General features: G+C 52.0%; 12 protein-coding genes and 1 pseudogene. 5 read left to right on the forward strand and 8 right to left on the reverse strand.

Annotation, left to right across the window (positions count from 1 at the left end):
* The first annotated feature begins 41 nt into the window (after positions 1-41).
* Complete coding sequence (locus tag EPYR_RS08665) at positions 42-548, forward strand: P-loop nucleotide/nucleoside kinase family protein (protein WP_012668023.1); 507 nt, start codon at positions 42-44, stop codon at positions 546-548.
* A 438-nt stretch (positions 549-986) separates the two neighbouring features.
* Here the strand turns inward: EPYR_RS08665 and EPYR_RS08675 are convergent, their stop codons facing one another.
* The 4 genes from EPYR_RS08675 to EPYR_RS08690 all read right to left on the reverse strand — a co-directional run bounded on the left by EPYR_RS08675 (position 987) and on the right by EPYR_RS08690 (position 5,487).
* Positions 987-1,577: a DUF1120 domain-containing protein gene (locus EPYR_RS08675; RefSeq protein ID WP_012668025.1), complete on the reverse strand. Its 591-nt coding sequence runs from the start codon at positions 1,575-1,577 to the stop codon at positions 987-989.
* Positions 1,578-1,586: 9 nt separating this feature from the next.
* Positions 1,587-3,998 carry a fimbria/pilus outer membrane usher protein gene (locus EPYR_RS08680; RefSeq protein ID WP_012668026.1) on the reverse strand — a complete coding sequence of 804 codons (2,412 nt, stop codon included), beginning with the start codon at positions 3,996-3,998 and terminating at the stop codon, positions 1,587-1,589.
* A 2-nt stretch (positions 3,999-4,000) separates the two neighbouring features.
* Positions 4,001-4,705 (reverse strand): fimbria/pilus chaperone family protein, encoded by a 705-nt coding sequence (locus EPYR_RS08685; protein ID WP_014538884.1) that lies wholly within the window; start codon positions 4,703-4,705, stop codon positions 4,001-4,003.
* Between the two features lie 89 nt (positions 4,706-4,794).
* A complete protein-coding gene (locus EPYR_RS08690; protein ID WP_014538885.1) occupies positions 4,795-5,487 on the reverse strand; it encodes a DUF1120 domain-containing protein in 693 nt (230 codons plus the stop codon).
* A 509-nt stretch (positions 5,488-5,996) separates the two neighbouring features.
* Here EPYR_RS08690 and zntB point away from each other — a divergent pair.
* Positions 5,997-6,980, forward strand: a complete 984-nt coding sequence (gene zntB / locus EPYR_RS08695) for a zinc transporter ZntB (protein WP_012668029.1) — start codon at positions 5,997-5,999, stop codon at positions 6,978-6,980.
* A gap of 300 nt (positions 6,981-7,280) precedes the next feature.
* Entirely contained in the window at positions 7,281-9,080 is a 1,800-nt protein-coding gene (locus tag EPYR_RS08700) for a glycoside hydrolase family 13 protein (RefSeq protein WP_012668030.1), read from the forward strand.
* 127 nt (positions 9,081-9,207) lie between these two features.
* Here the strand turns inward: EPYR_RS08700 and ttcA are convergent, their stop codons facing one another.
* Entirely contained in the window at positions 9,208-10,140 is a 933-nt protein-coding gene (ttcA, locus tag EPYR_RS08705; RefSeq protein WP_012668031.1) for a tRNA 2-thiocytidine(32) synthetase TtcA, read from the reverse strand.
* A gap of 6 nt (positions 10,141-10,146) precedes the next feature.
* A pseudogene (locus EPYR_RS21050) lies at positions 10,147-10,476 on the reverse strand (tyrosine-type recombinase/integrase); the annotation flags it as partial.
* 571 nt (positions 10,477-11,047) lie between these two features.
* Between EPYR_RS21050 and dbpA the strand changes: the two are divergent.
* Complete coding sequence (gene dbpA / locus EPYR_RS08710; protein ID WP_012668033.1) at positions 11,048-12,427, forward strand: ATP-dependent RNA helicase DbpA; 1,380 nt, start codon at positions 11,048-11,050, stop codon at positions 12,425-12,427.
* Positions 12,428-12,501: 74 nt separating this feature from the next.
* Here dbpA and EPYR_RS08715 read toward each other — a convergent pair whose 3' ends face one another.
* Complete coding sequence (locus EPYR_RS08715) at positions 12,502-12,789, reverse strand: putative quinol monooxygenase (protein ID WP_012668034.1); 288 nt, start codon at positions 12,787-12,789, stop codon at positions 12,502-12,504.
* A 297-nt stretch (positions 12,790-13,086) separates the two neighbouring features.
* Between EPYR_RS08715 and EPYR_RS08720 the strand changes: the two genes are divergently transcribed.
* Positions 13,087-13,359, forward strand: coding sequence for a putative hemolysin (locus tag EPYR_RS08720; RefSeq protein WP_012668035.1), 273 nt, complete (start codon positions 13,087-13,089; stop codon positions 13,357-13,359).
* A gap of 102 nt (positions 13,360-13,461) precedes the next feature.
* On the opposite strand, the gene EPYR_RS08725 is transcribed toward EPYR_RS08720, so the two are convergent.
* Complete coding sequence (locus tag EPYR_RS08725) at positions 13,462-14,454, reverse strand: 2-hydroxyacid dehydrogenase (protein ID WP_012668036.1); 993 nt, start codon at positions 14,452-14,454, stop codon at positions 13,462-13,464.
* Between the last annotated feature and the right edge of the window lie 172 nt (positions 14,455-14,626).

Here is a 14,626-nt window from a genome sequence, read left to right on the forward strand (position 1 = left end):
TATGCTGAATTAAGCCTTATCAGTAGCAGACAGGATCAACCATGTTAATCATATTTAGCGGTTTGCCGGGAAGCGGTAAAAGCACCATTGCGCGTGTGCTTGCCGCCCGGATAAGGGCGGTTTATTTGCGTATTGATACCATCGAGCAGGCCATTCGTCAGGCGGAAAAAGAAGATAAACAGAGGGGGCCAGAAGGGTATTTTGTTGCGTATCAGCTTGCGTCAGAGAATCTGAAAACGGGATTAAGCGTGATAACTGATGCGGTCAATCCGCTGCGACTGACGCGCGATGCCTTTCGAGATGTGGCTGTTTCGAATGGCGTGCCCTGGTTAGAGATTGAGGTGGTCTGCCCGGATCGACAACTCCATCGCCAGCGAGTAGAGCAGCGCCGCACAGATATCAGTGGATTAAGGTTACCGGACTGGGCCGCCGTCATCGGCCGCGACTACCAGCCATGGCAGCGGCAGCGTTTAGTTCTCGACAGCGCTGAATGCTCTGTTGACCACAACGTTGCCAGAATTTGCGCCGCGATGGCAGCCATGGCATAGACAAAGATGCATTAGCAGTATCGAGAAAAGCACGGGTAATCAGAAATGATAAAACTTCTGAATATCGTTGCAGGCTGAACAACGGCATTTGCTGTTTGTCTGCAACGTACTACTGGCGGGCCGTGGCTTAAAACAGGATCCCTTTTCACCCCGATCGATGCAGGACAGGCAGCTCGACTCACAGCGAAAAGCGCAACAGCAGATGGATAAAATGGGTGAGTTTGATAGTCTGACAGTGTGGGGGCAATACTGGCTCTGGGCATTGGTAACGGTATCGCCAAAGCCTGGGCGCAAAAACGGGCTAACCCGCGCCAACAGCAGTTACAACGTTTAGCCCTGAAAAAACGCCTGCACCCTGTTTCAGTAACAGGGTGCGTTATATGGCTTTCTGTGCGCAAGCCGGGCGCCTATTTCGCCTTAAAGCCGGCCACGCCGTATTCAGTCAACCAGCGTCAGCGTCAGCCCGGATGCGCTGCGCTGTAAGCTGCTGGCTCGTGCATCTTCTTCACTTAATACCGGTTGTATCTGCAGGCGCGCCGTCAGCGTTTTTCCCTGGGTTACTTGCCCATTAACCAGCGTGACCAGCCGTTGCCCCGATGTAAGTGGTAGTGGTTCACTGACGGCGTCTTCCAGCATGCCGTCGGGCATAACTGAACGCAGATCGGCTGGCTTGCCGTCCAGCTGGACGTCGGATAAGTGAAACAGAGTGTGGCCACGCTCGCCATAGCGCAGATGACCGGTTTCGTTGGCGTCACCCTGTACCAGAAGTTTTATCGTCCGGCTATGCGGGCAGACCACGCTCACCGTTGTCGAGCGAATGCCGGGGCTAACGTTTCCACCCGGAATATCCTGCAACTGCCAGCGCGACATCACGCCGTAGTCGATAAGCGGGCTGCCAACCGTCATAATGCAGCGAGTATCTGGCGGTTTCGTCATACCGTTTTCACTACCAGGGAAAGGCTCGGCAGCGCAAAAGGTACTAGCAACCCACAATATTGGCATCAGCCACGGCCTGTTAAATATTTTCATGCAATATCCTTACTCGCAAGTTGCCGTTGTATTTTCATACAGCCGGGACGATGCCGCTTGCTGCGGCAGAGTGAGATTAATTGTGCACAGCGTTTTGCCCGCATGTTGTACTTCCAGCTTCATTTTAGCCGAGGCATTCGGTACAAAAACCGTCCCATCGTCTGCCACAACAGTCACCAGACGCTCACCATCGAACAGGCTGGCCCCACGGGGCAGCCTGCTACCATCCGCCATTTGCGCATCGACCAGCACACGGCGGGTGCGTATTACCTCAAAATCAACCCGTCCGATAGCACCACGAGCCAGTTCGGTTTCCTGCCACGCATTGGCGATGTCGACATTTTTCTTCAGGCTAGGGGTATCGACCTGAATGCCGGAGCTGCGGTAGCCATTAAGCGCTGGCAGCACGGCATAGCCTCGCCAGTCCGTCCATACCGTCCCCGATGGCGTGTTCAAGCGTACGCCCGATTCATCGCCCACCCGGGCAATGCCAAAGGTATCGGAAACGCGATGAGGTGACAGCGTCAATCCATCAGCGTGCAGCACCGCCGCGCCGCTGGCCTGCGTCGACCAGCTGGTATATTTATCGCTGTTATGACTGATACTGGCACCAAGCTGGCTTACGCGCGTGACCGCACTAACATTGCCACTTGCTGAGGTATGGTTGTTACGTGACTCGTGCTCACTGGCAATACTCCAGTTAACATCCTGGCTGGCCCGATCGCTGTAGCGTACGCCGCCTCGGGCGCTACGCTTTGTCGTATTCAGGAAGCTGCTGACATCGCGCCTGTCACCCAAAGGCATACTGAAAGAGGCATACAGACGGTCGTCTTTCTGACCACTCAGGGTGCTGGTGTTATGCTCAAAACTGAGTCCCAGCCACGCACGACCCACCTGGCGGTTCCAGCCAGCGCGCAGATAATCGCTGTGTACTCCAGCAAATGTGGTCGTGCGACCCCACGACAGGGATACGCTCCCCGGCATCTCTGCTGCCCAGCTAATGCTACCGCCCCACTGATGGCGGCTCTGTCTGTCAGTATCGTATCGCGCACTTTGCAGCGCATCACTCAGTTCACGATAGCCGGACGTTTGCTGGCGCCCATTGGCGCTGATGCTGAGGCGCTCTGTCAGACTGTGGCTGAGCAGGGCAGATACCGACGTCCCGATTGCCGAATTCTTTGCATCCTGAGCCACGGTGCTCTGGAGGTTAAGCCGGGTAGTGTCAAACAGTTGGGTGTCCAGGTCGAGCGAGCCGGCTCGCCAGGGCGATGACCCGAAAAGTCCGGCGTACAGGCCAGTATACGGCGTCAACTGCCAGCCGGTGGCAAATGTGCCGACCAGCGGTGTGTTCCCACCCTGCTGTTCAAGGCGCCCCGCACCGAAAGAGAAACCTGGCGACACCGAGGGTGCCTGCGTAAGCAGCGCAGAGGCAGGTACGGTAAACTGTCGTTGCTGCCCGTCACTGCCGTTCAGGGTGACCTGCAGGTCAGAACTCTTATTAAGCAGGGAAAATCCCTGCAGGCGAAAAGGACCTGACGGAACGATAGTACTATGGACAAGAACGCCGGACTGACGGACTTCAACGACTGACTGCGAGTCAGCCACACCATCTACCAGCCCGGCACCTTCTTGTTTATTCAGGGCGGATTCAGGGAACATCTGGAATCCCTGCACCTGTCCGGTACCAAATAAGGAGTTGGCGAGATTGACCTGACCGACCTGCAGCACTTTTTTAATGCTCGCAAAGCTGCGCTGCGCATAGGTGGCCTGATGGTGAATATTGTCTTTTCCATTGAATCGGCTGAATGTCTGGCGGCTGCGCAATATCCAGTCACTGACGTTTAGCCCGACCTCGCTGGCAATTTGAGCGAAATTTACCCCACCTGATGAGTTCATATAACTGGCATCATAATTGAGCATTCCGGCACTGCCGCCGTGCAGCCATTTGCCATCTTCACCCACTGCCTGAGTGACGGCCTGGGGCGGAACGACCAGGCTGACTTTCCCTTGATCCGGTTCTGTGTGCACTTCAGCCTGAGGCCATGCACGACGAAGGTCAAAGCAGGCGATATCGTCAGCGAAAACGGGGGGGAGAATCAGACCGGCCTGCTGCTGAAAGGAGCGGTCTGCACAGAGCGTGCCTGCTTCATCAAACCGCACCTTTACCCGGCCGCGCGTTGTGCCATTTACCGTTAACAGAACAGAAGACTCACCGGGCAGGAAGCGTGACCGGTGACGGAAAATTTCGGCGATTTTGGGGTCTATCCCGCGTTCTTTAAGTACGCCGATATCGAAAATGAGATTGTCGTTTACAGAGTCCACAGACTCAGCCACGGCTGTACAAACATAGCCGGACGCCGCCAGCAGGGTGAAAATCAGGCGCAGCGTTGGCTGTCGCGATGCATTGAGATTCGCTTGCATGATCACTCCCCGGACGCCAGCGGCGCATCATAACTGTCTACGGCAAAACCCCAAGTGTTTGCAGGGAAAAAGCGCACCTTGTCAGCTTTGGCCTCTGCTTTTTTATCCTCACCTGACAGTGTTAACTGCTGTCCAGGCAAAATCCACGCGTGGGGGAGTGACCAGCTGGAGCCTTGCGGCAGGGTGGTGACGCTCTGTCCGAGCCTGACGACATACGGCGAAGGATTACTGACGCTGAGCCTGCCTGCTTTAAGCGTCCAGATCAGGCGTTTCCAGGGCGCCTTATCACGCTTCAGACCGCTGGGGCGAATAATGACCGGTAAATTCTGCCGCACCGTCATGCGTACCACGCTCTTACCCTTTTCCTGTGGGGGTACCCCTTCAAAAGCCACCCGCATCAGGTGCTCGGTCTTCAATGGTGATTTCGAGGTGAGAATAAAACGTACCCGCTGGGTCTTGCCCGGCTCTACCCGTGCTGCCGGTGGCGTGATGGTTATCAGCCTGCCTGTGTCTGGCTCAATATCTTGCAGGTTAGTAAGGAGCAGCACGGGAAAGGCGTCGGTATTCTTAAGATTAATCGCCCCTTCGCCATCCTCCTCTTCAACAATCACTACTGATGTCTCGGGCAATATACCCGTAGCATTTACGTTGGGCGCAAAGAACCCAAGCACAGGAAATATAGCTGCGCAGTAAGTTGAAAACGTCATATTTTCAATCGTCCGTGTCTGAAGGATAAATAGAGCTGATACAGTATGACCTGAAAACACCGGGCGCACAGGCCCGGCAAAGTAACCTGTTACAGGTAGACCAGCTCAATGGTGGTCTGGCCGTCGAGTTTGATGGGTTGTTTGAGATCAAGTTCCGAGGCTTTATTAATATAGGCCTGGACATTGAGTGTGCCGCTCATGTTAGTGAAAATCTTTGGCTCCCACCCTGAGGGCGTAGTCCATGAGGACAAAATTTCTTCTTTAAGATAGAAAGGAAGTACTAGCATCTTTTTCCATGCGCCCGTCGCGTCAGATGAAAGCTTGTAGATGTTATTAACGGGGTCGCCATCGGTGGTAATATGATCCAGCATGATATTGTAACCGCCGATCTTTTTATCCCCATCCATACCCAGTCCGACAACGTACTTGCCATTATCGGTAATTACTCCGGTTGGTGCGAGGCCGCCATAAGCTCCGTTTTCATTTGTTACGCCAGCAGCTGAGCCTGGACGGCCGTTGACTGCTTTTAAGGCTAGCCAGGTTGGAGCATCACAAGAAATAGTAAAAGTGAGCTGCTTGTTACCAAGCTGGGTTAATGTATTGGCGTTTAATTCGGTAGTGGGAATAATCCCGTAGTCAATGTTACCATCATTGGAAATAACAGGGGTGCAGGCCACTGGTTTTATCGTGCCAATAACTTGTACTCCCACGCTTTCAGACATCGCTGCACCGGGGATTGTTGCCAAAACGGCAATTGCACAGATATTCTTAAATAATTTCATCTTTGAGCACTCTACGGTTAATGAGCTGTGAGGTGTAATGATTTCATGCCGGAGAAGTTGGCATGAGGAATATGTTACCCAGGCCGAAGGGGAGTTGAACAGTTTTTATTCAAGGTGAATAAAAAAAGAGATGGTTATGTCGCCATGTTTGGTTTTAGTAAAAGTAAAGATCAAATATTAATCTCATTCGGGTAAATTATAGAATTGATGCTGGCTCAGTTAATTACGGTTGAAATAAAAATAAAATGTATTATTTATGCGTTATTGATGACGAGTACCAATAACGTTTTTCATTGTTTCAAATCTGCAAATTGTTAGTAGGTTCGTGCAATGAATGTTGCCTGTTATCTTCAATATATCATAAACAGAGGTAATCGAAAGCCGCCACAGGCACACCCGGCAAAATGCAAACGTCCGGTATGTCATCCCTTGATACCTAAGCAAAATTTGCAACGATGCCGTCACAGGCTAGACTGTCATGCGATGAATATTATAGAGGTGGAATCAACGTGGACGCGATTACAGGCAAATCACTACAGGTATCAGATGCCATTATCTCATGCCAGCTAGATGGTAAGGGGGGCATGACCCCAATCAATGACGCTGACGTCTTAGACTGCGACAGGCCGTGCTGGCTGCATCTCAATTACGCCCATCACGAAAGTGCGGACTGGCTGAGGCTGACGCCGCTACTGCCAGATGCGGTACGCGATGCACTCGGTGGTGACAGCATGCGCCCACGCGTGAGCCGCCTGGGTGATGGTACCATGATCACCTTGCGCAGCGTCAATCTGAACACCGAATCGCGTCCGGACCAGCTGGTAGTGATGCGGGTGTTTATCAATGAAAAGCTGATCGTCTCGACCCGGCGTCGCAAGGTCTATGCCGTTGATGAAGTCCTTAACGACCTGAAAAAAGGGAATGGCCCGGTCAACGGCGGCGGCTGGCTGGTCGACGTGTGTGATGCGCTGACCGACCATGCCAGTGAGTTTATAGAACTGCTGCACGATAACATCATCGAGCTGGAGGATGCGGTGATCGACCAGCGGGTGCCGCCACGCGGGGAGCTGTCACTGATCCGCAAACAGTTGATTATCATGCGCCGATATATGGCGCCGCAGCGCGATGTTTACTCGCGTATCGCCAGTGAGCGCCTGCCGTGGATGAATGACGACGACCGTCGTCGCATGCAGGATATTTCCGATCGTCTGGGGCGTGGTTTGGACGATCTTGACGCCAGCGTGGCACGTACCGGCGTGCTGTCAGACGAGATCGCCACGGTGATGGCGGAAGCGATGAACCGCCGCACCTATACCATGTCATTGATGGCGGTAGTGTTTCTGCCGACCACATTCCTTACCGGACTGTTCGGCGTCAATCTGGGGGGCATACCCGGAGGAGGATGGCGCTACGGGTTTGTGGCTTTCTGCCTGTTGTTAGCTTCTCTGGTACTGGGAGTTGCCTTTTGGTTAAGAAGCCGTAAATGGTTATGATGCACAAAATAAGAGGGCGCAATATATAACCAAATACTGATCGAAATCAATACAGATATAAGCGAATACAGGCAAACTTTTTCTCGCAGGTGAATGCAACATCAAGCGATGGGCGTTGCACTCCAATTGTCTCACTTCCTTTTTAGAATTAATGTTTAGCACATTTGATTCTGACGACGCCGGCTTATAGCCGGTTTTTTTTTCATTATCCTGCGAGCATATTGCCTGTGAGTATGTACCTGAAGCCAGAAAACAGGGGGATGACGCATTTTACTTTACCTATGGATGGAGAAGAGTTTGATGTCACGTTTTACACTCAGTACGGTCATGGCACTTTTAGTGGCTCCTGTTTTATCCGTTTTACCAGGCCAGGTTATGGCTGGCAAAATGGATATGGCAACAACACAATTAGCGCAGAAGTCTGATGATTTTCCAGCATGGTGGAAACAGGCCGTTTTTTATCAGGTATATCCGCGTTCCTTTAAGGATACCAACGGTGATGGGATAGGCGATCTTAAAGGCATCATTGAAAAACTTGATTATTTAAAGCGTTTGGGCGTTGATGCTATCTGGATTAACCCGCATTATGACTCGCCTAATACCGATAACGGTTATGATATCCGTGACTACCGCAAGATCATGAAAGAATACGGTACGATGGAAGATTTTGATCGACTCATTGCCGAAATGAATAAACGTAATATGCGTTTGATGATTGACATTGTGATCAACCATACCAGCGATCAACATAGCTGGTTTGTGCAAAGTAAAGGCAGCAAAGATAATCCGTATCGTGATTATTACTTCTGGCGTGATGGCAAAAATGGCCAGCCGCCCAATAATTATCCCTCATTTTTCGGCGGCTCTGCATGGAAGAAAGAGGATAATTCCGGCCAGTACTATCTGCATTATTTTGCTGAGCAGCAACCGGATCTTAACTGGGATAATGCCAAAGTACGTGAAGACCTCTATGCGATGCTGCGCTTTTGGCTGGACAAAGGGGTAGCGGGGCTTCGTTTTGACACGGTGGCCACCTATGCCAAAATCCCGGATTTCCCCGATCTCACACCTCAACAGCGGAAAAACTTCGCAAGGACATATACCGAAGGGCCATCTATTCACCGCTATATTAAAGAAATGCACCAGCAGGTTTTCTCACATTATAATATCGCCACGGCCGGGGAGATATTTGGCGTTCCTTTAGAGAAGTCAATTGACTATTTCGACAGACGCCGTGGCGAACTCAATATTGCCTTTACTTTTGACCTGATTCGTCTGGACAGAGGGGTAGAAGAGAGATGGCGTCAGAAAGCCTGGAGTTTGACGGATTTCCGCCAAACGATCGACAAGGTTGACCGTGTGGCGGGGAAATATGGCTGGAATGCTTTCTTCCTGGATAATCATGATAATCCTCGTGCCGTATCGCATTTTGGCGACGATCGGCCTCAGTGGAGACAGGCATCGGCTAAAGCGCTGGCAACCTTAATGATCACCCAGCGTGCGACGCCTTTTATTTATCAGGGATCTGAACTGGGCATGACAAATTACCCCTTTAAGACCATCGCTGATTTTGACGACATAGAGGTAAAGGGATTTTGGCAGGATTACGTCAGCAGCGGCAAGGTCGATCCCGAAGAGTTTATGCGCAACGTGCGTCTGACCAGCCGGGATAACAGCCGAACGCCGTTTCAGTGGGATGACAGCGCCAATGCCGGATTTACCTCCGGAACGCCGTGGTTCAACGTCAATCCGAATTATAAGCTGATAAACGCTGCGGATCAGACCAGGGATCCGGACTCGGTGTTCAATTATTATCGCAAGCTGATCGGCCTGCGACATGCCATACCGGCGCTCACCTATGGTGAGTATAAAGATCTGGACCCCAACAACGACACGGTTTATGCCTGTACCCGCACTCATGGGGATAAGCGATATTTAGTGGTAATTAACTTTAAGGAAAATGTGGTCAATTACCGGCTGCCAGATCAACTCACCATCAGGCAAACCTTGTCAGAGAGTAGCGCCATTCAGCCCGTTGCGGAAAACGCGCGAGAACTTTTGCTACAACCCTGGCAGTCAGGGATTTACCAGCTCAACTAAACCCTCAGGTCACCAGGCCAGGCGAGGGATATCTGCCGTACGCCCTTTTTCTGGCCTTATTATCACTGGCGTTTTGCCACTAACGGCACTTGCCGCCCTGCATAGCCAGTGTAATCAGCTTATGGATTCACTCACGAATTTGCAGGACATCCAGCCGGGCAGGTGCGTCTTCATCCTCTTCCGGCTGCCAGCCTGGCGGTTGAACGGGAAGCGTTTCACGATCAAATGCCAGATCGCCGCCGTCTACCACATCAGCACCGTGGCGAATATGCTTAAAATCGAACAGATTTGCATCGGCAAGATGAGAAGGCACCACGTTCTGCATGGCGGTAAACAGGGTTTCGATGCGCCCCGGATAACGTTTATCCCAGTCGCGCAGCATGTCGCCAATGACCTGGCGTTGCAGGTTGGGCTGTGAACCGCAAAGGTTACAAGGAATGATTGGATACTGCCGGGCAATAGCGAAACGCTGGATATCTTTTTCGCGGCAGTAGGCCAATGGCCGGATAACAATATGCTGGCCATCATCACTCATTAATTTTGGCGGCATTCCTTTCATTTTTCCGCCGTAGAACATATTCAAAAACAGCGTTTGCAGGATGTCATCGCGATGATGCCCGAGAGCGATTTTGCTACAGCCCAGCTCGCTGGCGGTGCGGTAAAGAATGCCACGACGCAGACGTGAGCAGAGCGAGCAGGTGGTTTTTCCTTCCGGGATCTTCTCTTTAACAATGCTGTAAGTGTCTTCATTGACAATCTTATATTCCACACCCAGCTGTTCCAGATATTCCGGCAGAATGTGCGCCGGAAAACCCGGCTGTTTCTGGTCGAGGTTGACCGCCACCAGCGAGAAGGAGACAGGGGCGCTCTGCTGCAAATTGCGTAGGATCTCCAGCATCGTGTAGCTGTCTTTACCACCTGACAGGCAAACCATAATCCGGTCGCCTTCTTCGATCATGTTGAAATCAGCGATCGCTTCACCCACGTTACGGCGCAGGCGCTTTTGAAGCTTATTCAAATTGTATTGTTCTTTCTTTGTATCTTGTTGATTTTCTGGCATTATCTTCTATCTCTGAAGCCAAAAGGGGCATATAAGGGGCATATAAGGGGCAAAAAATTTAAGTGCCTGCTTATTGTTTAGCATTAGCACCCGATCGCCGTTCAGCTCTTCAATCCACTTCCGTAGACGTCATAAACCCACTGCGCGTCTTTATGCCCCATCTGATCCGCGATAAACGATGGGTTTGCGCCGGCAGATTAAAACCAGCAGGCAAAAGTATGCCGCGTATGGTACGGATTCCGGCGGCGAATGCCAGCACGTTTTACGGCCGCGTGCCGTCTGGCCAGAGACTCGATAGGCGATAATACGGTTTTTACGTTTCCCAGTGCACGCACGTTATACCATCGACGCCGTCCAACTATCGTCTAAACTTAAATAAACAGCCAGCAAGGAGAGAGCCATGCCCCAAACTGAACCCAAAGATAAACCGCACCCAGCCAGAGATAAGCCAAAAGAGCAGGGGGAAATTCCGCGTGCTCCAGACAGCAGTGAGGATGACAAAAAAAATCCTTACCGGCGGCGCTGATTTCCCGTCATCAGGTGCATTTTTCAGAGCATCGCCGCGATGGTTACCGACTCACTACGCAGTGCGATATTCAGGCCATCTTTTCCATGTTTATGCTGATAAATGAATCTTCATACAGCTTTGTGCTTTACCCACGTCTCTGTCGGAGCGAAAGTTTGGGGAGAAATATCCACTATGAAATGGAACCGCAGAAATACCTGGATTGCAATATTGCTATTTTGTGCGGCATTCTGGCTGCTGGTCGCCCTCGTATTCATCTAATTTGGATGCGAAACACCTTGCGCTGGCAGGACCTGCCGCCAGCGCTTTTATCCCCTTCAGGCACACTTATCTGCTACAATCGCCGCTAATAACCTGCCCGTTTTTTTAGAGACCTATTCCGTGACTGCTTTTTCAACCTTGACCCAACTGCCAGCCAGCCAAATTGATAACCTTAATGAACTCGGCTACCTTGCCATGACCCCGGTACAGGCTGAATCGCTGCCCGCCATTCTGGCTGGTCGTGACGTTCGCGCCCAGGCAAAAACGGGCAGCGGCAAAACTGCTGCATTTGGTTTGGGGGTGATGCACCGCGTCGATGCCAGTCAGTATGTGACTCAGGCACTGGTGCTTTGTCCTACGCGTGAATTGGCCGATCAGGTAACGAAAGAGCTACGCCGTCTCGCGCGTTTTACCTCGAATATCAAAATCTTAACCCTGTGCGGCGGCCAGCCTGTTGGTGCGCAACGTGACTCGCTGCTGCATGCGCCGCACATCGTGGTAGGGACGCCGGGGCGTATTCTCGATCATCTGAAACGAGAAACGCTGAAGCTGGACGCCATCAGCACCCTGGTGTTGGATGAGGCCGACCGTATGCTGGAGATGGGTTTCCGCGAAGATATTGACACGATAATCAGCCACAGCCCGCAGGCGCGCCAGACGCTGCTGTTTTCCGCCACCTGGCCGCAGGCTATCGCTCAAATCAGTCAGAGCATTCAGCGCGACCCGTTAACCATAGAAACCGGAGACGTTTCTGATCTGCCAGCGATTGAGCAGACCTTCTATGAAGCAGGAGCGCGTGAAAAACTGACTGCGCTTATCGGCTTACTTAGCGAACGCCAGCCTTCTTCATGCGTGGTGTTTTGCAATACCAAACGTGAATGTGATGAGATCGCCTACGCGCTGGACAAAGCCCAGATTAGCGCACAGCCGCTGCATGGCGATCTTGAGCAACGCGAGCGCGATCGGATGCTGATACGCTTTGCCAACGGGAGCTGTCGGGTCCTGGTCGCCACGGATGTGGCGGCACGCGGGCTGGATATTAAAGCTCTGGCGATGGTGGTTAATTATCAGTTGTCCTTCGATCCTGAAGTGCATGTACATCGTATCGGCAGAACGGCTCGCGCTGGACAAGAGGGGTGCGCGGTGAGTTTTGTCGCTCCTGATGAAATGATACGTGCGCATGCACTGGAAGACTATTTGCAGCAGAAACTGGTGTGGTGCAACCTGTCTGCATTGAAAGCAGTTGCTGCAAGGCCACTGCTGGCCGAAATGGTGACGGTAAGCCTGGAAGGGGGGCGTAAGGCCAAAATTCGCCCGGGGGATATTCTGGGGGCATTGACCGGTGAAGGTGGCCTGAACGGCGACCAGGTCGGTAAGATTGATATAGCTTCAACTCTGGCTTATGTGGCTATCCGCCGCGAGCTGGCGCGCAAGGTAATGCAGCAGTTACAGCAGGTGAAAATCAAAGGTAAGTCCTGCCGGGCGCGGCTGTTGAAATAACTGGTCGGGGCAGACGGATGATAAGAAGAGAACTCCGCCTGCCTCGTCAGTGTTCAGACGCAACGATTCTCGATTCAGAACTTATTGATCACTGGTGGCTCTGCCAATAGCGGGCCGGCAGCAGCAAGTAACTTCTTAAAGTGCGGCTGGGCTTCATGATGGTCCACGGCAGAGGCGTTTTTCCAGGTTTCATGGAACAAAAACCGGTCGCTATTTTCTGCGCTGCGGTACAAATCGTAATGTATATTACCCTGCTCAAAACGGCTGGGAGCCACGCAGTGGTTCAATACATCAAACAGCGCGTCGCCCTTGCCGGGGTGAGCGGTCATAGTGGCAATGATCAAAACGGATTTATCAGACATTAAACTCTCCTTATAAAATGGTAAAAAGGCGCAGGGCCTGATGACCCGGCCGCCGCAAATTAACCGTCAACTTCTAAGACTAACGCGACCGCGCGTGTTTGCCATGATCTTTTCAGGCTTAATGCTTTCCAATAACAATTCACTTCTCCCCATTCTCATTGGTGATAAATCAGAAAACGTCTATTGATATTCCCTGGAAATTGTTTTGTAAAATTGCGTGGTACCTATCGACCTGCAGATAAACCTGACATATGCTGGCCGGCGCATTCCCGCACTTACCGACCCGGAGTCAATCCCATGAAAGCAGTAACATCGTTGTTGGTGGCATCCTGTTTGTTACTCTCCGCCTGCAGCAACAGCGGCGATAATGAGCCGCCGCAGCAAGCTACAGCTGCCCACGCTCCGGCCAGAGTAGAGATGGCGGACCTGGCGGCGAACAACTGCCTTAATGCCGGAGGGACGCTGGCGCTGTCACGTCAGCTGGATGGTAGCGCGGTAGGGATGTGTCAGTTGAAGAACGGTCGCCGCTGTTCGGAAGGGGCGTTACTCAATGGTAGCTGCGCACGCTGATACCCTTCATCTTTGCATCGCAGGTGCGTTGGCTGCCGTTGCTCACCCCGGTCACTGACTGGTGTGTCAGCTCCCGGGGATCCGCGCCGCTGACGATCTCAGTTACGCGGTTAGCAGGTTTTCGCACGGCTCGCCTTTCTTCAGTAGCCGCAAATTCTCCAGCGTAGTGTGTGAAATACTGGTTAAGGCTTCGGCGGTCAGAAACGCCTGGTGCCCGGTAAACAGCACGTTATGGCAGGCTGACAGCCGGCGAAATACATCATCCTGGATCACATCGTTAGAATTATCTTCAAAGAAAAGGTCACGTTCGTTTTCATATACGTCCATTCCCAGAGCGCCAATTTTATGCTGCTTAAGGGCCTCTGTTGCCGCCTGAGAATCAATAAGCCCGCCCCGGCTGGTGTTAATCACCATCACCCCTTGCTTCATCCTGGTAAAGGCACTCTTATTCAGCAGATGGTAGTTCTCCGCCGTCAGCGGGCAGTGCAGGGTAATGACGTCAGACTGGCTGAACAGGGTATCTATATCGACGTATTCAGCCCCCAGTTCCACCGCCTGTGGGCTGGGATAAGGATCAAATGCCAGCAGACGCATACCGAAGCCTTTCAAAATGCGCAGCGCGGCAATACCGATTTTACCCGTGCCAATCACCCCGGCGGTTCGGCCGTGCATATTAAAACCTATCAAACCTTCAAGCGAAAAATTAGCATCGCGGGTGCGCTGGTAAGCGCGATGAATGCGGCGGTTGAGGGTCATCATCATCCCTACCGCATGCTCAGCCACTGCTTCGGGCGAATAGGCGGGAACACGAACGACTTTTATTGCCAGTTCTGCGGCTGCATCAAGGTCTACGTTATTAAAACCCGCACAGCGCAGGGCAACACATTTCACCCCCAGCGCGGCCAGTTCCTCTAATACGCTTCGGCTGGCATCATCGTTAACGAAGATACAAACTGCTTCACATCCCGCCGCGTTTTTTGCTGTGGCTTCGCTGAGCAGAAAGTCGAAGAACTGAATTTCAAAGCCGTAGTCTTCATTGACCTGCTGAAGATATTTCCGGTCATACTGCTTGGTACTGTACACCGCAATTTTCAAGGTTTTACTCCTTTCCTTCACGTCATTGATTATTTAGCAGTGTAACAATGAATGCCCGAAGGGGGGCGGTGCCGTTCATCAACTATAAGAAAAAGCAGCGAATCTGCTGCATTCCGGCAAAATACTTCACCCGTGTGGCATTCCGTGCCATCATTTGACAAATAATCACAGA

The organism is Erwinia pyrifoliae DSM 12163 (assembly GCF_000026985.1).
Taxonomy (GTDB): domain Bacteria; phylum Pseudomonadota; class Gammaproteobacteria; order Enterobacterales; family Enterobacteriaceae; genus Erwinia; species Erwinia pyrifoliae.

Coding starts and splice junctions, on each gene's coding strand:
- EPYR_RS08720 (WP_012668035.1), top strand. CDS start 13,087: ATGAAAGCAGTAACATCGTTGTTGGTGGCATCCTGTTTGTTACTCTCC.
- EPYR_RS08680 (WP_012668026.1), bottom strand. CDS start 3,998: ATGCAAGCGAATCTCAATGCATCGCGACAGCCAACGCTGCGCCTGATT.
- EPYR_RS08690 (WP_014538885.1), bottom strand. CDS start 5,487: ATGAAATTATTTAAGAATATCTGTGCAATTGCCGTTTTGGCAACAATC.
- EPYR_RS08665 (WP_012668023.1), top strand. CDS start 42: ATGTTAATCATATTTAGCGGTTTGCCGGGAAGCGGTAAAAGCACCATT.
- EPYR_RS08675 (WP_012668025.1), bottom strand. CDS start 1,577: ATGAAAATATTTAACAGGCCGTGGCTGATGCCAATATTGTGGGTTGCT.
- EPYR_RS08700 (WP_012668030.1), top strand. CDS start 7,281: ATGTCACGTTTTACACTCAGTACGGTCATGGCACTTTTAGTGGCTCCT.
- EPYR_RS08685 (WP_014538884.1), bottom strand. CDS start 4,705: ATGACGTTTTCAACTTACTGCGCAGCTATATTTCCTGTGCTTGGGTTC.
- ttcA (WP_012668031.1), bottom strand. CDS start 10,140: ATGCCAGAAAATCAACAAGATACAAAGAAAGAACAATACAATTTGAAT.
- EPYR_RS08715 (WP_012668034.1), bottom strand. CDS start 12,789: ATGTCTGATAAATCCGTTTTGATCATTGCCACTATGACCGCTCACCCC.